Raw genomic sequence first — 21,071 nt, 5'->3', positions numbered from 1 at the left:
CATGGCGACCCCGCTGTCAAGGATTGTCGGGCCGTGTCGGGCGACTGGCAGAGTCACCCTTTTGAAGGCATTCTGTCCGCCTTCACGGGGAGGCAGAAAGACATCCATGTCCGAAAGATTTCATACCATCAATGTCGAGGGCGCGCGACTCGTCCTCGATCTGGCGGGCGGGCATATCCGCTCCTTCGCGGTCACCGTCGACGGCCGGGAGATCACGCCGCTGCATACGGCGCCCTGGGTCGACGACGCGACGGTGACTGACGACCCGGAGGTTCCGGAGAATCTCAAGTATCTTTCGGGCGACTTCTTCTGTGCCCCGTTTGCCGCCAGCGACGTGGAACCCGACACCCCCGGCCATGGCTGGCCCGCCAACTCCGCCTGGACGCTGATCGACGAGACGCCGGCGGCCGGCGGCGGGACGACCGCCCGGTTCGGCTTGGAAAAGCGGGTAATGGGGGCGCGGGTGATCAAGGAGATCACGCTGCGCGACGGCCATCCCTTCGCCTACCAGCGGCACATCTTCGAGGGCGGCAAGGGCGCGGTTTCGGCCGCCAGCCACGCCATGACGCGTTTCACGGCGCCCGGACGGGTGACCTTCTCGCCCAAGGCCTTCGGCGAATTGCCGACCATGGTGCAGGAGGGCGATCCCGCCCGCGGGCGCTCGCTCTTCGCCACCGGCAAGCGCTTCGAGGACCTGACCAAGCTGCCGCTGGCCGATGGCAGCCTCGTCGACCTGCACGGCTACCCGGTGGCCGATGACCACGAGGACTTCCTGATGCTGGTCGAGGCGCCCGATTCGCCGCTCGGCTGGGCGGCGGCGGCGCGGCCGGATTCCCGCGACATCGCGATCAGCCTCAAGAACCCGGCCGACTATCCGGTCACCTTTCTGTGGTTCAGCAACGGCGGCCGCTACTACGCGCCGTGGAACAGCCGTCATCGCGGCGTCCTCGGCATGGAGGAGGGGCGGGCCTATTCGGCCTATGGCCACAAGGCGTCGATCGAGCCAAACCCGCTGTCGGAAGCGGGCATCCCGACGGCCGTCGAACTCAGCCCGGACGGGTCGGCCTCCCTCAGCCATGTCGTCGGCGGCTTGCCGCTTCGCGACGGGGCGACGGAGGTCTTCGCCGTCGATGTCGTCGACGATACCCTGCGGGTGACCCAGAATGACGGTCACGCCTACGTCTATCCCTTCGACGCGGCGTTCCTGAGGCTCGCCTAGCAGCCGCGCGTCGCGGCGAGGTGGCGGACGAGGGCGAGGACGGAATCGATCGACGGCGTCGGCACGTCGACCAGGCGGCCAAGCTCCTGGACGGCGGTGACGAGGGCGTCGATCTCCATCGGCCGGCCGAGTTCGAGATCCTGCAGCATCGAGGTCTTGTGGGCGCCGACGGCGCCCGCCCCCTCGATGCGGCGGTCGACATCGACCGGGAACTTGACGCCGAGCTTCTCGCCGATCGCCTGCGCCTCGACCATCATGGCGCGAGCCACGGCCCGGGTGCCCGGATCGTCATAGAGGCCGACCAGCGTGCCGCCGGTCAGGGCCGAGATCGGGTTGAAGGCGAGGTTGCCCCACAGCTTGACCCAGATGTCGCTGCGGATATCGCCACGCACCGGCGCCTTGAGGCCGGCGGCGACGAGGATTCTGGAGATCGCGGCGATTCTTTCGGTCTTCTCGCCGGACGGTTCGCCGAGCGGAAACCGCACGCCCTCGACATGACGGACGACGCCCGGCGCATCGACCTCGGCGGCCGGGTAGACGACGCAGCCGATCGCCCGTTCAGGGCCGATGCGGTCCCATATCCGGCCGCCGGGATCGACCGCCTCGATCCGCGTGCCTTCCAGGGCGCCGCCGGCGCGATAGAAATACCACCACGGCACGCCGTTCTGGGCGGTGACGACGACAGTCTCCGGGCCAATCAGCGGCATGATGGCGTCGAGCGCCGGCGAGATCGAATGGGCCTTGAGGCAGAGGATGACGCAATCCTGCGGACCGAGTTCGGCCGCGTCGGCACTGGCCGTGATCCGGTGGACGGATTCCGCGCCGTCCTCGATCAGGCGCAGGCCATCGGCCTTGATCGCGGCGAGATGGGGGCCGCGCGCGACCAGGGACAGGTCGATACCCTCCACCGTTGCCAGCCTGGCGGCGAGGTAGCCGCCGATCGCGCCGGCGCCGAAGACGCAGAGCCGCATCAGCCCAGCCCCAGCTTGGCGGCGAGGCCGATGCGCTGCAGCTTGCCGGTGGCGCCTTTCGGTATCTCCTCGAGGATCAGCACCTTGCGCGGCACCTTGAAATCGGCGAGGCGCGTCGCGCAGAAGTCGCGGATCGCCTGCTCGCTGGTCTCCGCGCCCTCGCGCAGGACGACGGCGGCGGCGACGTCCTCGCCGAGCTTGGCATGCGGCATGCCGAAGGTGACGACCTGGGCGACCGCCGGATGGTCCATCAGGATCTCGTCGACCTCGCGCGGCGAGATCTTCTCGCCGCCGCGGTTGATGATCTCCTTCAGTCGTCCGGTCACCCGGACATAGCCATCGCCATCCATGATCCCCTGGTCGCCGGTATGGAACCAGCCATGGGCGAAGGCAGTGCTGTTGGCCTCGGGGTTGTTCTCGTAGCCGGCGGTGACATTCGGACCGCGGATGACGATCTCGCCCTCGGCGTCGGGTGGCAGCATCGCGCCATCGGCCGTCATGATCGCGACCTCGGGGCCGGCCGCCGGGCCGACGCTGCCGGGCTTGCGGTCAGCGGGGGGAAGCCGGTTCGAGGTCATCTGGTGGGCGGCCTCGGTCATGCCATAGGACTCGATCACCGGGCAGTCGAAGGTCGCCTCCAGTTCGGCCATGACCTGCGGCGGCAGCGACGAGGATGAGGAGCGGATGAAGCGAAGCTTGCTTCCCGCGACCGCGGCTTCGTTGCGCCCGGCCCGGGCGAGGATCGCCTGATGCATGGTCGGGACGGCGGTGTACCAGGTCGGGCCGACCTCATCGAGCCAGGCGAAGAAGCGCAGCGCGTTGAAGCCCGGCGTGCAGTGGACGCTGGCGCCGGCGGCGAGCGACGACAGCACCGCCGCGATCAGGCCGTGAATATGGAACAACGGCATGATGTTGAGGCAGCGGTCGTCGGCCGTGAGGCCGAGCGTCGCGCCGATATGGGCGGCTGAGGCTGCGAGATTGGCGTGACTGAGCGGCACCAACTTCGGCCGCGAGGTCGTGCCGGAGGTGTGGAGGAGCAGGGCGATGTCTTCTGGCTCGGCAAGGCCCGGCCGGTCGGCTGCACCGGGCTCGCCGCCCTCGATGGTGAAGGCGCCCGCCGGGGCGGCCGGGTCCGCGACCAGCCGCAGAACCGCGATGCCGAGCTTGCCGGCGACTTCGACGGCCGGGCCGTCGTCATCGGCTGCCACCAGCACGGCCCTGGCGCCGATATCGCCGAGGTAGAATTCCAGCTCCTCGGCGCGATAGGCCGGGTTGAGCGGCGCAGTGGTCGCCGCCGCTGCGACCGCGACGAAGGCGGTGGCCATCTCCGGGCTGTTGGGAAGGACGATCGCCACCCGGTCTCCGCGCCCGATGCCAATCGCATTCAGGCGTTCGGCAGTCGCCTGGATGAGCGTGCGCAGGCCGTCATGGGAAAGCGGCTGGCGGTCCGGCGCGCCGATGGCGGGCGCGGTGGCCGCGCCGGTCGCGAGGCGTTCGATGATGGTGGACATGGGGCTCCCTGTCGCTGGCTCGACCGATCGAAGAGAATGCGTATAGTCCCTCGACCGGGAAGGACCAAACAACCAGGGGGCGACCATGAACACCACGGAAACCGGAACAGCGGGCTATCAATCGCTTCCGTTCGACGCCGCGAAGCTCGACGAGCTGCTCGAGGAAGCGGGCATCGACGTGCTGGTGGTCTCCTCGAAGCACAACATCCAGTATTTCTTCGGCGGGTACCGGTTCTTCTTCTTCGACCATTTCGACGCGATCGGCCTTAGCCGCTACCTGCCGCTGCTGGTCTATGCGCGTGGCCGGCCCGAGGACGCCGCGTATTTCGCCAACCCGATGGAGGGCTACGAGGAGGCACTTGGCAAGTTCTGGACGCCGCGGTTCGAGAAGGGCTGGGGAACGGTGCCGATCATGGAGCAAGCGGCCGCGCATATCGCCCGCCTCGGCAAGTCCGCCGCACGGATCGGTGTCGAGCGCTCCTTCCTGCCGGCCGATGCCGAGGAGGCGCTGCGCCGATCGCTGCCCGATGCGACGATCGTCGAGGCGGTGGTGCCGCTGGAGCGGCTGCGCGCCGTCAAGACGCCGGAGGAACTCGATTACCTGCGCGAGGCGTCAAGCCGGGTGGTCGATTCGATGCTGGCGGTGATCGCCGGGCACGGACCGGGTTCGACCAAGCTCGAACTGACCGAGGCGCTGCGCCGCGAGGAGGTCCAGCGCGGGCTGAATTTCGAGTATTGCCTGATCACCGCCGGGACCAGCAACAACCGGGCGCCGTCCGAGCAGGTGTGGGGAGAGGGCGACATTCTCTCGCTCGACTCCGGTGGCAACTACAAGGGCTATATCGGCGACCTTTGCCGGATGGCGATCCAGGGCGAGCCGGATGCCGAACTGGTGGACCTGCTGGCCGAAATCGAGGCGATCCAGCAGGCGGCGCGGGTGCCGATCCGGGCCGGAGCGCGGGGTGGCGACATCTTCGCCTCCGCCGAGCCGCTGGTGCGCCAGTCGGCCCACGGCAACACGCTCGACTTCGTCGCCCACGGCATGGGCCTCATCAGCCACGAGGCGCCGCGCCTGACCGGTAGCGGGCCGGTGCCCTATCCGGGCGACGACGCCGACCGGCCGCTCCAGGCCGGCATGGTGCTGTCGATCGAGACGACGCTTGCCCATCCCCGCCGCGGCTTCGTCAAGCTTGAGGATACCGTGGTGGTAACCGAGGATGGCTGGGAAGCCTTCGGCGACGGAGCGCGCGGCTGGAATCGGGGCGGCACCGCGGTGGCGTAGCCGTCTCCGCCCAACCCTAATCGAAGACCAAGGAAACGTGGCGGACTGCCGTCCGGCCTGACAGAGAGCCATTCATGCGCATCGACATCTATACGCACTTCTTTCCGCCCCGCTATTTCGAGAAACTCCAGACGCTGGTCGATCCGGCGCGCATGACGCCGTGGTTCAAGAATCCGCCGCTGAGGCTGCTGGACGAGCGGCTCAAGCTGGTCGATCACTTTCCCGACTATCAACAGGTGCTGGCCAACTCGATGCCGCCGCTGGAAGTGCTCGGTGGCCCGGAGGTGACGCCGGAACTGGCGCGTCTGGTCAATGATGGCTTCGCGGAAATCTGCGAGCGCTATCCCGACCATTTCCCGGCCTTCATCGCGGCGCTGCCGATGAACAATCCCGAGGCGGCCGTCGTCGAAATCGACCGGGCGGTTACCCAACTCGGGGCGCGGGGCGTGCAGATCTTCTCCAACGTCAACGGACGGCCGCTCGACGAGCCGGACTTTTTCCCGATCTTCGAGCGGATGGCGGCCCACGACCTGCCGATCTGGCTACATCCGGTCCGCACCGCCGACTGGTCGGACTATCCCGCGCTCGAGCGGTCGCAATATGCCGCCTTCTTCACCTTCGGCTGGCCTTACGAGACGTCGCTGGCGATGACCCATCTGGTCTTTGCCGGGCTGTTCGAGAAATTGCCGGCCATCAAGATCATCACCCATCACATGGGTGCGATGATCCCCTTCTTCGAAGGGCGGGTCGGTGTCGGCTTCGACGAGTTTACCGAGAACATGACCGACCCGGTGCTGGCCGCGGCGCTGGAGGGACTGACCAAACCGCCGTCCGACTATTACAAGATGTTCTACGCCGACACCGCGATGTTCGGCGCGGCTGCCGGGACCCGCTGCGGCGTCGACTATTTCGGGCCGGGCAAGACGCTGTTCGGCAGCGACGCGCCGTTTGGCTACGGCATTCCCTCGGTGGCCAATACGATCCGGATCGTCGAGGAACTGGATATCAGCGAGGCCGAGCGTACCGACATATTCGAGGGCAACGCCCGGCGGCTGCTCCGTCTCTGACGGGGGTGCCCTGAATCCCCGAGGTCAGGTGACCTTGACCGTGATGTCGCCGACCCCGTCGATGTGGCCGTGCATGACGTCGCCGGCCGCGATCGCGGCGACGCCCGACGGCGTCCCGGTGAAGATCACGTCGCCCGGTGCCAGGGTGAAGAGCCGGGACAGGTAGGCGATCATCTCCGGCACCTTCCAGATCAACTGGTTGATGTCGCCGGTCTGGCGACGCTCGCCATTGACGTCGAGCCAGATGGCGCCGGCGTCGAGAGGGCCGGTCGTCGATGCCGGGACGATCGCCGAGCAGGGGGCCGATGCCTCGAAGGCCTTGGCGACTTCCCACGGCCGGCCGAGCTCCTTGGCCTTCGCCTGGAGGTCGCGGCGGGTCATGTCGAGACCGACGGCATATCCGTAGACGCAGCCGGTGGCCTCGCCGACCGGGATGTCGCGGCCGCCGGCGCTCAGCGCAACGACCAGCTCAATCTCGTGATGGACGTCAGTAGAAGCCGGGGGATAGGGGAAATCGCCGGTGAGATTGAGGTTGTCAGGGTTCTTCTGGAAGAAGAAGGGCGGCGACTTGTCCGGGTCGTGGCCCATCTCGACCGCGTGGGCGGCGTAGTTCCGGCCGACGCAATAGACCCGGTGGACCGGGAACAGTGCATCGGAACCGGCGACGGGCAGCGCCGTGCCGGGCGGCGGATCGATGACGTAGCGGGGGGCGGCTTCGGTGTTCATCGGGCGGTTCCTGCGTGTCCCGGTCGGGGTGCCGGGAAGGACGAAGGACTAAAGCCGATGGCCGGTTCATGCAATCGACGGTTGGGAAAGCGGTCCAGAAGAGAACGCGCCCGCCGGGCGGGCGCGTTCCGGTCGGGTCGGTCGATCACTGCTTGCAGGTGATATCGGCGAAGCCGTCGCAATAGGCCTGGTCGCAGACAGCACCGGTACTGATCAGGCGGGTCGGTGTGCTGGCGCCGATGTCGGCGGCGAGATGAAAGGCGACGGCGCCATTGGCGAAGCCCTTGGCCTTGCACCATGCGGTCGCTGCCTGGGCGCCGCAGCCGGTCCCCCAGCTATGGCACCAGTCGAGGCGGTTGCCGCCTTGCATGGGGTTGTTGAAGACCTGTGTCGGGTCTGGCCGCGTGCAGGTGATGTTGGCGAAGCCGTCGCAATAGGCCTGGTCGCAAACCGCGCCGGTGCTGATCAGGCGCGTGGGCTGGCTGGCGCCGATGTCATTGGCGATGGCGAAGGTAGTGGCGCCGCCGGAATAGCCCTGAGCCTTGCACCAGGCGGTCGCCGCTTGGGCGCCGCAGCCCGTGCCCCAACTGTGGCACCAGTCGAGGCGGTTCGGCCCCTGCATGGGGTTGTTGAAGCTCTTCGTCTCGGCCGAAGCCGGGGCGGCGATGAGGAGAAGGAGCAGCCCGCCAAAGGCGGCGGCACAGAATGATCTGATCATGACTTCCGGTCCTTTCGGTGAAGCCATTCACGGCGGAGCGACGACGCTCTGGGCGGGGTGCTGCGGGGAATGGCGGGTTCGATCCACTTCATTGACGATGCAGAACTGCCCCGGACGGGTGGCGATCGACCTGGCCTTTCGTGACGCCAGCCTCTCGTCGCCGCCGCGGTCATCGATCCTCCGGATGTCCTCCCGACCGCTTCGCCACCATACGCCCGCGCCGTTCGCGGCGTTGTGACGGCGCTCACATCCTGATCGTCCCTCAGGCCGACACCGACGGCCCGATCAGCGCTCTTGGGCTTCCCGGCGCCTCGGCTCTATAACCGGCGAGATCCGGCGCGACGTTGCCGGGGCGATCCCATCGGCGGCAGGCGCTTGGTCCAGGAAATCATCATCATCTTCGCCGCGCTGGCGTTCGGCGGGTTCGTCAAGGGCGCGACCGGCGCGGGCATGCCGGTGGCCGCCATACCCGTGCTGGCGAGCTTCTTCGGCGTTCCTTTCGCCATCGCCATCATGATCGTGCCGGTGATCGTCACCAACGTCATGCAGATGGCCCAGTTTCGCAGCGAATGGCCGGCGGTCGGCTGGCTCCGCTGGATGTGGCTGCTCGCCGGCCTCGGCATCGTCATCGGCACGTGGCTGCTGACCACGGTGCCAGAGGCGGGACTAAACGTCGCGCTGGCGACCGTCGTCCTGATCTATGTCGTACTGCGGCTGGCGAAACCGGACTGGCATGTACCGGCAGCAATGGCGCGGCGCGTGGCGCCGGCGGTTGGGTTCGTGTCCGGGATGCTGCAGGGGGCAACGGGGATTTCCGCGCCGATCAGCATCACCTTCCTGACCTCGATCCGGCTGACCCGGCCGCAGTTCGTTTTTGCGGTTTCGACCCTGTTCGTCACCTATGCGGCGGTGCAGCTTCCGTCGCTGATCGTGGCGGGAATCCTGACTTTCGAGCGCGCGGCCTACAGCACGGCGGCGCTCGTGCCGGTGCTGATCGCCATGCCGGCGGGGCGGTGGCTTGCGGCGCGCCTCGACCAGCGCGGCTTCGATCGGCTGATCCTTATCCTCCTGGCCGGGATCGCGGTGAAACTCTTTGCGGAATCCGGCGTGTTTGGGTAGCCTGAAAAGGCTGGACTTTGACTTGGGCGAGGGGGCTTTCGGGACCTTCGGGGATAGCCGTGGGGGCTATCCACAGGCGCCAACAAGTGCCGCAATCTCGGCTCGTAGTCGCCGCATTTTCCGGTCAATCTGCTTTCGGGTAGCGGTGGCCAGGGGGCGTGACCAGGTGTTGGAGTGCAGTCGTGGGCGAAAGTGGCGGAACGAAACCTCCGGCCAGAGTGTCCCCTATGTCCTTAGGCGATGCCGCGTTCCTGCGATTGCAGGCGCGGAAAGGGGGATCGGTGGCGCGTAAGTCGCTCATATCCGATGGAAAAATGGCGAAAACGGCAGGAACGCGCGAGACCATCGCTGCGCCGCCGGCGGATTCGTCAGGCCTGGAATCCGACCTCAAGGACCAGCTGATGTCGCTTGCCGCGGTGCTCGGCGGCGAGGATGCGAACCCGGCCGCGCCGGTGCCCGCGCGGCCTGCGCGCGTCGAGATGAAGCCGGCTGTGCGGGAGAATCCCGGCCGGCAGATCACCGGCAAGGAGGCGTCGGCTGCCACAAAGCGGTCGGAATTTGCCCCCGATCCGATCCGCCAGCGGACACATATTGATCTGCGGACGCCCGCGAAACAGGTGCGGGCGGCCCCGGACGGCGCGCCGGACACCGCGAAACGGGTGGCGAAACAGGGCGCCCGCCCGAATCAGGGTCACCGTCGCTGGCTGCCGGCCAGTTCCAAGTTCTACGACGACGTTCCGAAACGGGCGGCGCCGATTTCCCGACCGAAGCAGCCGCTCGCCGACCAGCCCGAGGCCGCTGGCGCCCAGGGGCGCGGCCTCGACGCGCGGACGCTGTCGATCGCGGCGCTGGTCGGGATCGGCCTCGGCTTCGCCGGCCTGACCGCGGTGACCCAGTTCGGCTCGTCGGATACCCCGACGGAAGTCGCGGCGTTGACGCCGGTGCCGAAGAGCGCATCGGCATCGGGGGATCAGCCGCCCGGAGCCGGGGTCTTCGCCCAGGATAACAGCGGGTTGGTCAAGGAACAGGATCGGCTGATGCCGCAGATGCCGCCGCTGCGTGGCGGGATCGCCGGCGAAGGCAAGACCGAGGCAAGGACGATAGCGCCGACTGACGCGGAAGCACCGGCGGTGGTTCCTGTCGAAAAGACCGTGGCCGCGACGAAGCCGGTGGAGCCACGACGGCAACAGCCGGGCTGGGAAGCTGCCTCGCCGCAATTCGAAAATTCCGATCCGCCGCAGGTCCTGTCCTATGCGCCGGTCGAGAGACAGGCCGCACCGGCGAGAAAGCCGGCGGGCAATTCGTCCGAGACCCTGCCGGCCGCCAACAAGGGCGCGGGGACGGCGAAAGTGAATACCGCCGTCAACATGCGCTCGTCCCCGAACAACGGCGCCTCGGTCGTCGCCGTCCTCGGCGTCGGGACCACCGTGCAGATCGCCCGGTGCGACTTCTGGTGCGAGGTCGTCGCCGACGGCAAGCGCGGCTACGTCTTCCGCAAGTTCGTCGGCCGGTAGCGGCCGACGCTGGCGCCCTTGCCAGTCAAGCCGGTCTGGACCAGTCTCCCCGTCCTGTTGCTCACACGGACCCGGAGATTCCCCCTTGGACCAGACGCTTTCCCAACTCGGCCATGCGGCCCTTGCCGACCTTTCGAAGGTCTTCGACGCGCTGCCGGATGACGCCGCCGACCCGCTGATCGAGGCGATCCTCGGGGCGAAGCGGATCGCCATCCACGGTCTCGGCCGCGAAGGTCTGGCGATGAAGGGCTTCGTCATGCGCCTGTTCCACATGGGGCGCGACGTTCACGTCGTCGGCGACATGACGACACCGCCGCTTGGGCCGGGGGACCTGCTGATCGTCAGTGTCGGGCCGGGCTCGCTCGGCACGATGGACGCGCTGCTCGACATCGCGTCGGCCGCCGGTGCAACGACCGCGGTGGTGACGGCGGTGCCGGATGGCCCGACCTCGCGCCGCGCCGATATCCTCCTTGTCATCCCCGCCCAGACCATGGCCAACGACCAGGGCGGCGCGGTCTCGGTGCTGCCGATGGGCTCGCTGTTCGAGGTCGCCCAGACGATCCTGTTCGAGCTGATCATCCTCAATCTGCGCGAACGGACCGGGGAGACCGCCGAGACAATGCGGGCGCGGCATACCAACCTCGAATAGGGCGGCGGGAAAACCCCTCCGGTCATGTCCGGAGCCGTTGGGATTTGGCGCGCGGTGATGGTATCCCTCGACGCCCCGCGGCAAGAGAGGCGTCCAGGCGAACATGACCGGAAATTTCAAGTCAGTCTTCGGCGAGACCAAGCCGGTGATCGCGATGGTGCATCTCGGCGCGCTGCCGGGGTCGCCGCTGCATGACGCGGACAAGGGACTCGACGGCCTTGTCGCCGACGCGGCGAAGGACCTGGCTGCGCTGCAGGCGGCCGGCTTCGACGCGGTGATGTTCGGCAACGAGAATGACCGGCCCTACGAGTTCGACGTCGACACCGCGTCGACGGCGACGATGGCCTATGTCATCGGCCGGCTGCGTTCCGAGATCACGGTGCCCTTCGGCGTCAACGTGCTGTGGGACCCGATGAGCTCGATGGCGCTGGCGGCGGCGACGGGCGCGGCCTTCATCCGTGAAATCCTGACCGGCACCTACGCCTCAGACATGGGGCCGTGGAACCCGGATGCCGGCAAGGCGATCCGCTACCGCGACCGGCTCGGCCGCTCCGATCTTGCGGTGCTGTTCAACGTGTCGGCCGAATTCGCCTGGTCGCTCGACCAGCGCAGCCTGGCCGACCGGGCGCGCAGCGCGGTATTCTCGTCGGTTCCGGATGCGGTGCTGGTCTCGGGCGCGATCACCGGCGAGGCTGCGGCGATGACCGACCTGGAATCGGTGAAGGCGGCGCTGCCGGATACACCGGTGCTGGCCAATACCGGGGTGAAGCACGACACCGTCGCCGACGTGCTGCGGGTCGCGGACGGCTGCATCGTCGGCTCGTCGCTGAAGGTCGACGGCAAGACGTGGAACGCGGTCGATCCGGAGCGGGCGGCTGAGTTCATGCGCATCGTTCGTGAAACGCGGGGTGGGTGAGATGCCTTGCGTCCTTCGAGGCTCGACGCAAGCGCGGCGAGCACCTCAGGATGGCGAGGTTGGAGTGTGTGACCGGAGTGGGGCGGCGCGTGCTGTGCGCGGCCAATCCCGTCGGGGGCAGGTCCTTCGAGGCTCGCCGCAAGCGCGGCGAGCACCTCAGGATGGCGAGGTTGGAGTGTGTGACCAGAGTGGGGCGGCGCGTGTTGTGCGCGGCCAATCCCGTCGGGGGCGGGTCCTTCGAGGCTCGCCGCTGGCGCGGCGCGCACCTCGGGATGGCGAGGTTGGTGTGGGCGACAATTGGCGGAAGGATGTTTCGATACCCGTCCTGTTATCGTTCACGGACTACCGCATACCATTCACTGAACACCACGCAGCCATCCTGAGATGCTCCGCGAAGCGGAGCCTCGAAGGACGCACATTTTGTCGTGATGACCCGGAATTCGGGCGGAGGACACCATGAAAGACCGGTTGCGGACACTGACCAGCGACCTGATGCTGATACCCGGACTGGCCGGGTATGAGGGACGGGTTCGCTCCTATCTGGCGAAGGAGCTCAAGGCGCTTGGGCTGACGACGCGGACCGACCGGCTCGGCAACCTGATCGCGACGATTGCGGGGGACGCGGCGGCGCCAGGCGTGATGCTGTTCACGCATATGGATCAGCTCGGCTTCGTCGTTCGCAAGATCGAGGCGGATGGGCTGGTGCGCGTCGAGAGGCTGGGCGGGGTGCCGGAACGGGCGCTTGCCGCGCAATCGGTCCTGTTCTCGATTGGCGAGGGGCGCGACGTGCCGGGCGTCATCGCCAACAAGAGCCACCACGCCACCCGGCCGGACGAGAAATACACCGTCCTGCCCTACGCCGAGGTCTTTATCGACGCCGGGTTCGACAGCGCCGAGGCGGTGATGGCCGCCGGCATCGATATCGGCACGCCGGTCGTCTATGCGCCGAAGGTGGTGCAACTGGCCGGCGACCGCCTGGCCGGAACCTCGGTCGACGACCGGGCCGGCTGCGCGGTTGTGCTCGAGGCGGCGCGGGCGCTGGTCGCGGCGCCGCGCGGGCCGACGGTCCACATCGTCTTTTCGGTGCAGGAGGAATTCAATCTGCGCGGCGCGGTGACCGCGGCGCAGGCGCTGTCGCCGGATATCGCCATCCAGATCGACCTGACGCTGGCGACCGACACGCCGGACATGGCGGCGCGCGGCGATGTCCGCCTCGGCGGCGGGCCGGGGATGAGCATGTATTCCTTCCACGGCCGCGGCACGCTGAACGGCACGCTGCCGCACCCGGCGCTGGTGGCGCTGTTCGATGCGACGGCCAAGGCGGAGGGCATGACGCTGCAGCGGGCGGCGACGGTCGGCGCGCTGACCGAGACCTCCTATGTCCAGCTGATCAACGAAGGCGTGGCATCGATCGATCTCGGCTTTCCGATGCGCTACAGTCATTCGGCGCTGGAGGTCTGCGACGTTGGCGACCTGGAGGAACTGACCCGGCTGCTGGTCGCCGGCATCCAGCGGATCGGCCCCGGCTTCAGCCTCGATCGCGACGACTTCGAACAATGAAATACTATCTCGGAATCGATATCGGCACCTTCGCCTCCAAGGGCGTGCTGGTCGACGGCGACGGGCAGATCGTGGCGAGCGCCGACACGCCGCACAAGATGATCGTGCCGCAACCGGGCTGGGCCGAGCATCGGCCGAACGAGGACTGGTGGGGCGACTTCACCCTGCTCAGCCGCAAGCTCCTGGCCGACAGCGGCGTCGACCCGAGCGACATCCGCGCGGTCGCCTGTAGCGCGATCGGACCCTGCATGCTGCCGGTCGATGCCGATGGCGAGCCGCTGATGAATGGCGTGCTCTACGGCGTCGATGCGCGGGCGGCGCGGGAGATCGACGACCTGACGGCGCGCATCGGCGAGGACGTGCTGCTCGACCGCTGCGGCAACGCGCTGACCAGCCAGTCGGTCGGCCCGAAGATCCTGTGGCTGAAGCGGAACCGGCCGGAGATTTATGACGCGGCGGACCGGATCGTCACCGCCAGCACCTTCCTGGTGCGCAAGCTCACCGGCGAGACGGTGATCGACCACTATACCGCTGCCAGCTTCAGCCCGCTCTACGTGGTCGACAAGCTCGACTGGAGCGACGAACTGGCCGACGACATCGTCGATATCGGCAAGCTGCCGCGCCTGTTGTGGTCGACCGAGATCGCCGGGACGGTGACGAAGCAGGCGGCGGAAGAGACGGGGCTGGCCGAAGGCACGCCGGTGACCGCCGGGACGATCGACGCGGCGGCCGAGGCGCTCAGCGTCGGGGTGCTAGAATCCGGCGACATGATGATGATGTATGGCTCGACCATCTTCATCATCGCGCTGACCGAGGCGCGGGTGCGCGACGCGCGGCTGTGGTACGCGCCGTGGCTGTTCGAGGGGCTGCACGCCTCGATGTCCGGGCTGGCGACCAGCGGGACGCTGACCCACTGGTTTCGCGACCAGTTCGCCCGCGAGCTCGATCCCGAAACGGCGTTCATCACGCTGGCCGAGGAAGCCGAACAATCGCCGCGCGGCGCCAACGGGCTGGTCTTCCTGCCGTATTTCTCCGGCGAGCGGACACCGATCCACGATCCCTTCGCCAAGGGCGTGCTGTTCGGCCTCAACCTGACCCATACGCGGGGCGACATCTACCGGGCGGTGCTGGAGGGCATCGCCTATGGCACCAACCACGTCGTCGAGACCTATGGCGATGTCGGCGAGAGCCCGAAGCGCATCCTGGCGGTCGGCGGCGGCACCAAGAACCGGGTGTGGTCGCAGGCGACCTCCGACATTTCGGGGCGCGACCAGATCCTGCGGGGCCGGACGGTCGGCGCTTCGTATGGCGACGCCTTCCTGGCGGCGATGGCGGTGGGCGACGTGGAGCGCGACGACATCGCGACGTGGAACCCGGTCGCGTCGACGATCGTCGCCGACCCGACCGAGGTCTATGCGCGCCAGTATCGCGTCTTCAAGGGCATCTACGAGCAGACCGCCAACCTGATGCACGACCTGGAGGCGTAGGGCGCTCAACCGGGGTTTGGCGGTCGCCGTGTCGAGGCGGTGCGTCCTTCGAGGCTCGGGCTGCACCCTCGCACCTCAGGATGGCGAGGGTGGGGTGTTGACCATGGAAGCACGCGTTGCGGCGAGGCCCATTCAGGGCCGCTACCGTCTGCACTGATTTCGAACAGGACCCTTTTGTCTTTCCCTCCCCGAACCGGGGAGGGTGGATGCAGGCGGCGGAGCCGACTGCAGACGGGTGGGGTTCCTGATCGGTGAGGCGGTGCCGTCTGGCGCGAACCCCACCCACCATGCTGCGCATGGTCCCCCCTCCCCGGTTCGGGGAGGGAAAGGGGCGTGTTGCCGGTCTGCATCTGGGCGGGACTGTGGGGTGCACCCCCTCCACCACCCTTCGGGCGGTCCCTCCCCGATCAAGTCGGGGACAGGCTCTCCCCCGTGTCACGGTGGAGGATAGGCGGCGCGCCCGTTTAAAGGCGTTGCCGCTACTTCACGGCGCCGGTGGCGAGGCCCTTGATGATGTAGCGCTCGAGCAGGATGCCGACGACCATCAGGGGCAGGATGGCGGCTGTCGAGAGCGCGGCCATCGACCACCAGCTGATGCCCTGCGAGCCGGTCTGGCTGGCGACCATCACCGGCAGGGTCTGGGCGTTGGCGCCGGTCAGCAGGGCGGCGAAGAAGTATTCGTTCCAGCACAGCACCAGGGCGAGGATCAGCGCGGCGACCATGCCGGGCAGCGCCAGCGGCAGAACGATCCGGAGGAAGGTGCCCCAGATCGACAGGCCGTCGACGAAGGCGGCTTCCTCAAGCTCGACCGGGATGTTGGCGAACTGGTCGCGCATGATCCAGATGACGATCGGCAGGACCATCAGCGTATAGACGAGGATCAGGCCGGGCAGCGAGTCGAGGAGGATCAGTTCCTTGTAGAGAACGAGGAAGGGCATCGCCAGGACGACCGGCGGCAGGATGAGCTGCGAGATGAAGAAGAAGGAGATGTCGTCATTCTTCAGCGGGCCGAAGCGGTAGGGAAAGCGGGCGAGGCCGTAGCCGGCCAGCGCGCCCAGCGCCAGCGCCAGCAGCGAGCCGCCGATCGAGGCGATCAGGCTGTTGCCGAGGCGCTTGAGGAATTCGTCGCGCACCGTCGAGGTTTCCCAGATGGTGTCGGGCGACAGGCCGAGCGAGCGCCAGCCCTTCCAGTCCGGGACGAAATCGAGGAAGGGGATCAGCCGGCCCTGCATGACGTCGGGCGCCGACTTGAACGACGTGGTGAACGTCCAGAAGATCGGGAACAGGCAGATGAAGGCCCAGAAGATCAGGACGCCGTAGATCAGGACGCGGGTCATGACATGGCCGGCGCCGCGGCCCGGCTGGTGAAGCTCTGCGTTGAAGGTCGATGCGGTGGTGGCCACTGTCGCCTCCCTAGGACTGTGCGACGGTGGGCAGGGCGCCATACCGCCTGGCGACGCGCCGGCCGATGACGAGCAGCACCGTGATGAAGATGATGATCGCGATCAGATAGACCTCGGCCAGCGCCGTGCCATAGCCGACATTCGATCGGTCCCGATACTCGCGATAGATGAAGCTCGACACCGTGTCGGTGGCCCCGCCGGGACCGCCGGAGGTGACGTTGATGACGATGTCGGCGAGCTTCAGCTTGAAGATGATGCGGATGATGATGGCGGTGATCGACACCGGCAGCATCAGCGGGAAGATGATCCGCCAGAAGGTCTGCCAGCCGGTGGCGCCGTCGACCCTGGCGGCCTCGAGGCATTCCTTCGGCAGCGCCTGGAGGCCGGCGAGCAGCAGGATCATGATCAGCGGGATGAACACCCAACCGTCCATCATCTCGATCGACATGCGGGCGATCCAGGGATCGCTGAAGAAGGCGGGACGGTCCCAGCCGAGCGCACGGGCGAGGCGGGCCATCGGGCCGAAGCGGTTTTCCATGATCGACTTGCCGACCATCCAGCTGACCGCCACCGGCGACAGCATGAAGGGCAGGAGGAAGACGACACGGAAGAAGCGCCGGGCGCGAATCTCGGTGTTGAGGATCAGGGCCAGGCCGAAGGCGATGGCGTATTCGACCAGCACCATCAGGCTGTAATAGATCATGTTGGTGAGCGCGTTCCAGTAGAACGGGTCGTTCCACATGGTGCGGATGTTGTCGAAGCCGTTGAAGACGCGGCCGGCGTCGGAGCCGAGGTTCCAACTGGTGAAGGCGATGTAGAAGCCGAACAGGGTCGGGAAGATCACCAGCGCGACGGTGAAGAAGACGGCCGGCAGGACGAAGGTCGCCCGCAACCCGCGTTCGCCGCGGACGAGGACCTGGCCGACGACGATCGACGCCGCCCACAGGATGTAGGCGTAGAGCACCGGCAGCCACGAGGCGAAGCCGGTTTCGGTGACGCCGGAAGCGTAGAGGATCTGGAAGGCCAGGACGGCTACGAACAGGATCGAGCCTGCCGCGATCATCAGCTTGCCGGCAGCATGCTGGCCGGCCTTGTTGGCCGGTTGCACCATTTCGAGCGGGCGCCGGGCGCTTGCGGTCATCGTCGTGTTCATCGTGCGGTGATATCAGACAAAGCAGTTTCCCAGAAAAATATAGACTGGTGGCGCCGTCATGCGCCACCAGTCCGATGCTTGCCAACCGGTTGCCCGGCCATGATTACATACCCAGTGAAGCCTTGTAGAGCCTGATCTGGCTTTCACGTCCGATCTGGTCGGTGATCTTCTCCCATGCAGCCGCGATCGCGTCGGCGGTTTCCTGGGCCGAGCCATACTGGCCGGCAAAGCCCTTGGCCAGTTCGTCCTCGGCGACCGAGTAGTACTGGAAGATGCCGGGGATGCGCGGCTCGATGGCGGCGTTCGGGTGGTTGTAGCTGTCGAGGTTCGAGCCGAGATAATTCTCGATATAGTCCCGATTGTATCCGGCCTCTTCCCATTCGTCATAATTGAAGTGGGAGTTCCGGTAGGGCTGGAAGCCCGACGGATAGGCGGACATCCACAGCGAAATGTCCTTGCCGCCGAGGTGCGCCGCGGCACTCCAGGCTGCCTTGCGCTTCTTCTCGTCGCCCGACACGCGGCTGGTGACGTAAACGCCCCAGCCGAGATAGGCCATGTTCGGCGCGAAGTTCGGCTCGGCCGGCGTCTCCCACTCACTGGTCCTGGCGTTGTAGACCCGCTTGGCGCCGGGATTGATCGAGAAGCCGACCACATCGCCGACCACGGATGAATCCGTGGTGCGGGCGCTCGAGCCGATGTCGCCCCACCAGCACAGGCTCGACCCCGTGCCGGCGAGGTACTGCTGGAAGCCGGTGCCGCCCGGATCCATGTTGATCTGGTCCGGCGGATACGCATCGGCGGCGATCAGGTCCATGACGTCCTGGATCGCCTGGACCCAGCCCGGGTTGTTGATCCGCGGCTTCATTGTCTCGGGATCGAAGAGCCATGCCGGATCGTCGGGATGCTTGACGTAGGCCGTTGCGCGGTCCTCGAGGAAGTAGAAACCGAAGCCGCCCCAGCCCTTCAGCGGGTCTAGGAAGCCGTAGGCCGGCAAGCCGGAAAGAGGGTCCGTCTGACCCTTGACCTTGACCGTCATGTCGTCGACCACGTCCCAGGTGGTTGGCGGCGAGGTAACCCCCGTCGCGGCGGTGATCGCCTCGTCGGTGAGGTAGTCGGTGCGGTAGGAGAAGGTGTGGCAGTCGCCATCGATCGAGATGCGATACGTCTTGCCATCCCAGGTGCCGACGGGCGCCTTGAGGTAGTTGACGTAGTCGTCCATGTCGATGAGCGTCTTGACCCATTCGGGCATCTCGTCGAGCAGGCCCTTGCTGGCCGTGTCACCCTCGAAAGGCGCGCCCATCTCGATGATGTCGAAGTCCACGGTGCCGGTGGCGAGGGACTGCTGGAGACGCGGATTGTAGTCGGCCTGGGCGAGATCGATCCAGTTGATCCTGGCGCCGGTATAGGCCTCCCATGGCTTGAGGAAGCCACGGAACAGGAAGTTGTGGAGGTTCTGGGTGTTGAGACCCATGAAGGTCAACTCGACGCCGGCGAACTCGCCTTCCTCGACGGTTTCCCTGGTGCCGCCGAGGCACAACTCACCGACCTTCTGCCAGTCGGCGTCCGTCGGCGATCCCATGCCGACACCCGGGATCTTGAGAATTTCGGCCCGGATGTTGTCCTGTGCCTGAGCGCTGCCCATCAACGGGCCGAACGGGCTGGCGATCCCGGCCGAGCCCAATGCCGCCGCGGCGCCAACGCCAGCGGCGCCCCTGAGGACGGCACGGCGGCTCGCCTGCGTCCTCAGCAACTGATTGTATACTTCCAGCTTCACGGTAATTCCTCCCTCTGGAACATGGTCACAGCCTTCCCGATCGTCGATTTCTCAATCGTCGATCGCCAATCTCGGGTCATCGAGACCGCCGATATGGCGCCAGAAGGCGAAATTCCATGAAGGCAGGGCGGGAGGAAGCGATCAACAAATCCTCTCGCTACCAATGAGTAATAAGGGGTAATCGCGGAACTGCGACCGAGGCCAGGCAACGCGTTCATTGAGCCGTGGTGTCAGTCAAAAGGTGTGCCCCGAAAATTTTGACTGGTGGCGCGGTGTGCGCCACCAGTCCGATTCATGCCTGGCCGGTTACCCGGCCGCGGCTACATGCCCAGCGAAGCCTTGTAGAGCTTGATCTGGTTCTCGCGTCCGATCTGGTCGGTGATCTTCTCCCAGGCGGCCGCGATCGCATCGGCGGTTTCCTGGGCCGAGCCATACTGACCGGCAAAGCCCTTGGCCAGTTCGTCCTCGGCGACCGAGTAGTACTGGAAGATGCCCGGGATGCGCGGCTCGATGGCGGCGTTCGGATGGTTGTAGGATTCCGCCTCGGAGCCGAGGTAATCGCTGATGAATTCGGAATCGTAACCAGCCTCGACCCACTCCTCGATGTTGAAGTGGCTGTTCCGGTAGGGCTGGAAGCCCGACGGATAGGCCGAGCACCACAGCGACAGGTCCTTGCCGCCGAGATGGGCCGCGGCACTCCACGCTGCCTTGCGCTTCTTCTCGTCGCCCGACACGCGGCTGGTGACGTAAACGCCCCAGCCGAGATAGGCCATGTTCGGCGCGAAGTTCGGCTCGGCCGGCGTCTCCCATTCGCTGGTCTTGGCGTTATAGACCTGCTTGGCGCCGGGGTTGATCGAGAAGCCGACGACATCGCCGACCACCGACGAATCCGACGTGCGGGCGTTGGAGCCGACGTCGCCCCACCAGCAGATCATCGAGCCGGTGCCGGCAAGGAACTGCTGGAAGGCGGTGGTGCCGGGATCGGCGTTGATCTGGTCCGGCGGATAGACGTCGGCGGCGATCAGGTCCATCACGTCCTGGATCGCCCGGACCCAGGCCGGGTTGTTGACCATCGGCTTCATGGTCTCGGGATCGAACAGCCATGCCGCATTGTCGGGATGCTTGGCATAGGCCGAGGCGCGATCCTCGAGGAAGTAGAAGCCGAAGCCGCCCCAACCCTTCAGCGGGTCGAGGAAGCCATAGGCGTCGAGACCGGTGAGCGGGTCCGTCTCGCCCTTGACCTTCTTGGTCACTTCGTCGACCTGGTCCCAGGTCGTCGGCGCGTCGGCCATGCCGCTGATCGAGCCCTCGCCGAAGTAGTCGGTGCGGTAGGCGAAGGTGTGGCAATCGCCGTCGACGGTGACGCGATACGTCTTGCCATCCCAGGTGCCGACCGGCGCCTTGAGGTAGTTGACGTAATCGTCCATGTCGATGAGCTTCTTGACCCAGTCGGGCATCTCGTCGAGCAGGCCCTTGCTGGCCGTGTCGCCCTCGAAGGGCGCGCCCATCTCGATGATGTCGAAGTCCACCGTGCCGGTGGCGATCGACTGCTGGAGACGCGGGTTGTAATCGGCCTGGGCGAGATCGATCCAGTTGATCTTGGCGCCGGTATAGGCCTCCCACGGCTTGAGGAAGCCACGGAACAGGAAGTTGTGGAGGTTCTGGTTGTTGAGCCCCATGAAGGTCAGCTCAACGCCGGCGAACTCGCCTTCCTTGACAGTTTCCTTGGTGCCGGCGAGGCACAACTCGCCGACCTTCTGCCAGTCGGCGTCCGTCGGCGATCCCATGCCGACACCCGGTATCTTGAGGATTTCGGCGCGGACCGAATCCTGTGCCGAAGCGCCGCGCATCAGCGGGCTCATCGGGTTCATCAGCCCGGCCGAACCGAGCGCTGCAACGGCGCCAGCACCGGCGGCACCCTTCAGGATGCTCCGACGGCTCGCCTGCATTTGCAGCAGCTTGTTATAAACGTCCAACCTCACGGTAGTACCTCCCACTGTTT

At 66.7% G+C, this 21,071-nt stretch carries 17 protein-coding genes; 9 read left to right on the top strand and 8 right to left on the bottom strand.

Going from position 1 to position 21,071, the window contains the following annotated elements:
* Nucleotides 1–106: 106 nt before the first annotated feature.
* On the top strand, nucleotides 107–1,219 hold the full coding sequence (locus BLT60_RS01585; protein ID WP_090874459.1) for a hypothetical protein: 1,113 nt from the start codon (nucleotides 107–109) through the stop codon (nucleotides 1,217–1,219).
* On the opposite strand, the gene BLT60_RS01580 is transcribed toward BLT60_RS01585, so the two are convergent.
* Both BLT60_RS01580 and BLT60_RS01575 read right to left on the bottom strand, forming a co-directional pair.
* Nucleotides 1,216–2,190, bottom strand: a complete 975-nt coding sequence (locus BLT60_RS01580) for a 2-dehydropantoate 2-reductase (RefSeq protein ID WP_090874458.1) — start codon at nucleotides 2,188–2,190, stop codon at nucleotides 1,216–1,218. The two genes, BLT60_RS01585 and BLT60_RS01580, sit on opposite strands and share 4 nt — an antisense overlap.
* A complete protein-coding gene (locus BLT60_RS01575; protein WP_090874457.1) occupies nucleotides 2,190–3,701 on the bottom strand; it encodes an acyl--CoA ligase in 1,512 nt (503 codons plus the stop codon). The genes BLT60_RS01580 and BLT60_RS01575 overlap by 1 nt, the downstream gene beginning before the upstream one ends.
* A gap of 85 nt (nucleotides 3,702–3,786) precedes the next feature.
* Here BLT60_RS01575 and BLT60_RS01570 point away from each other — a divergent pair, with 85 nt between their 5' ends.
* Nucleotides 3,787–4,983 carry a M24 family metallopeptidase gene (locus BLT60_RS01570; RefSeq protein ID WP_090874456.1) on the top strand — a complete coding sequence of 399 codons (1,197 nt, stop codon included), beginning with the start codon at nucleotides 3,787–3,789 and terminating at the stop codon, nucleotides 4,981–4,983.
* Nucleotides 4,984–5,057: 74 nt separating this feature from the next.
* Nucleotides 5,058–6,050, top strand: coding sequence for an amidohydrolase family protein (locus BLT60_RS01565; RefSeq protein WP_090874455.1), 993 nt, complete (start codon nucleotides 5,058–5,060; stop codon nucleotides 6,048–6,050).
* 24 nt (nucleotides 6,051–6,074) lie between these two features.
* Here the strand turns inward: BLT60_RS01565 and BLT60_RS01560 are convergent, their stop codons facing one another.
* Entirely contained in the window at nucleotides 6,075–6,776 is a 702-nt protein-coding gene (locus BLT60_RS01560; RefSeq protein ID WP_090874454.1) for a fumarylacetoacetate hydrolase family protein, read from the bottom strand.
* A 145-nt stretch (nucleotides 6,777–6,921) separates the two neighbouring features.
* Nucleotides 6,922–7,494, bottom strand: coding sequence for a hypothetical protein (locus BLT60_RS01555; RefSeq protein ID WP_090874453.1), 573 nt, complete (start codon nucleotides 7,492–7,494; stop codon nucleotides 6,922–6,924).
* A 375-nt stretch (nucleotides 7,495–7,869) separates the two neighbouring features.
* Between BLT60_RS01555 and BLT60_RS01550 the strand changes: the two genes are divergently transcribed.
* The 6 genes from BLT60_RS01550 (at nucleotide 7,870) to BLT60_RS01525 (ending at nucleotide 14,739) form a co-directional block, all read left to right on the top strand.
* Nucleotides 7,870–8,613 (top strand): sulfite exporter TauE/SafE family protein, encoded by a 744-nt coding sequence (locus tag BLT60_RS01550; RefSeq protein WP_175478243.1) that lies wholly within the window; start codon nucleotides 7,870–7,872, stop codon nucleotides 8,611–8,613.
* A 314-nt stretch (nucleotides 8,614–8,927) separates the two neighbouring features.
* Nucleotides 8,928–10,127: an SH3 domain-containing protein gene (locus BLT60_RS01545; protein WP_175478242.1), complete on the top strand. Its 1,200-nt coding sequence runs from the start codon at nucleotides 8,928–8,930 to the stop codon at nucleotides 10,125–10,127.
* Nucleotides 10,128–10,212: 85 nt separating this feature from the next.
* Entirely contained in the window at nucleotides 10,213–10,776 is a 564-nt protein-coding gene (locus BLT60_RS01540) for an SIS domain-containing protein (RefSeq protein WP_090874450.1), read from the top strand.
* 103 nt (nucleotides 10,777–10,879) lie between these two features.
* Complete coding sequence (locus BLT60_RS01535; protein WP_090874449.1) at nucleotides 10,880–11,692, top strand: BtpA/SgcQ family protein; 813 nt, start codon at nucleotides 10,880–10,882, stop codon at nucleotides 11,690–11,692.
* Between the two features lie 456 nt (nucleotides 11,693–12,148).
* Complete coding sequence (locus BLT60_RS01530) at nucleotides 12,149–13,252, top strand: M42 family metallopeptidase (RefSeq protein ID WP_090874448.1); 1,104 nt, start codon at nucleotides 12,149–12,151, stop codon at nucleotides 13,250–13,252.
* Complete coding sequence (locus BLT60_RS01525) at nucleotides 13,249–14,739, top strand: FGGY-family carbohydrate kinase (RefSeq protein WP_090874447.1); 1,491 nt, start codon at nucleotides 13,249–13,251, stop codon at nucleotides 14,737–14,739. The genes BLT60_RS01530 and BLT60_RS01525 overlap by 4 nt, the downstream gene beginning before the upstream one ends.
* A gap of 479 nt (nucleotides 14,740–15,218) precedes the next feature.
* Here the strand turns inward: BLT60_RS01525 and BLT60_RS01520 are convergent, their stop codons facing one another.
* From BLT60_RS01520 to BLT60_RS01505, 4 genes are all read right to left on the bottom strand, one after another.
* Nucleotides 15,219–16,076 carry a carbohydrate ABC transporter permease gene (locus BLT60_RS01520; RefSeq protein WP_090874906.1) on the bottom strand — a complete coding sequence of 286 codons (858 nt, stop codon included), beginning with the start codon at nucleotides 16,074–16,076 and terminating at the stop codon, nucleotides 15,219–15,221.
* 76 nt (nucleotides 16,077–16,152) lie between these two features.
* Complete coding sequence (locus tag BLT60_RS01515; RefSeq protein WP_425284947.1) at nucleotides 16,153–17,283, bottom strand: carbohydrate ABC transporter permease; 1,131 nt, start codon at nucleotides 17,281–17,283, stop codon at nucleotides 16,153–16,155.
* 115 nt (nucleotides 17,284–17,398) lie between these two features.
* Nucleotides 17,399–19,069 (bottom strand): extracellular solute-binding protein, encoded by a 1,671-nt coding sequence (locus BLT60_RS01510; RefSeq protein ID WP_090874445.1) that lies wholly within the window; start codon nucleotides 19,067–19,069, stop codon nucleotides 17,399–17,401.
* Between the two features lie 320 nt (nucleotides 19,070–19,389).
* On the bottom strand, nucleotides 19,390–21,018 hold the full coding sequence (locus tag BLT60_RS01505) for an extracellular solute-binding protein (RefSeq protein ID WP_425284961.1): 1,629 nt from the start codon (nucleotides 21,016–21,018) through the stop codon (nucleotides 19,390–19,392).
* Nucleotides 21,019–21,071: the final 53 nt, after the last annotated feature.

It is taken from the genome of Bauldia litoralis, assembly GCF_900104485.1.
Classification (GTDB): domain Bacteria; phylum Pseudomonadota; class Alphaproteobacteria; order Rhizobiales; family Kaistiaceae; genus Bauldia; species Bauldia litoralis.
This window is presented reverse-complemented; position numbering and strand designations above follow the sequence as displayed.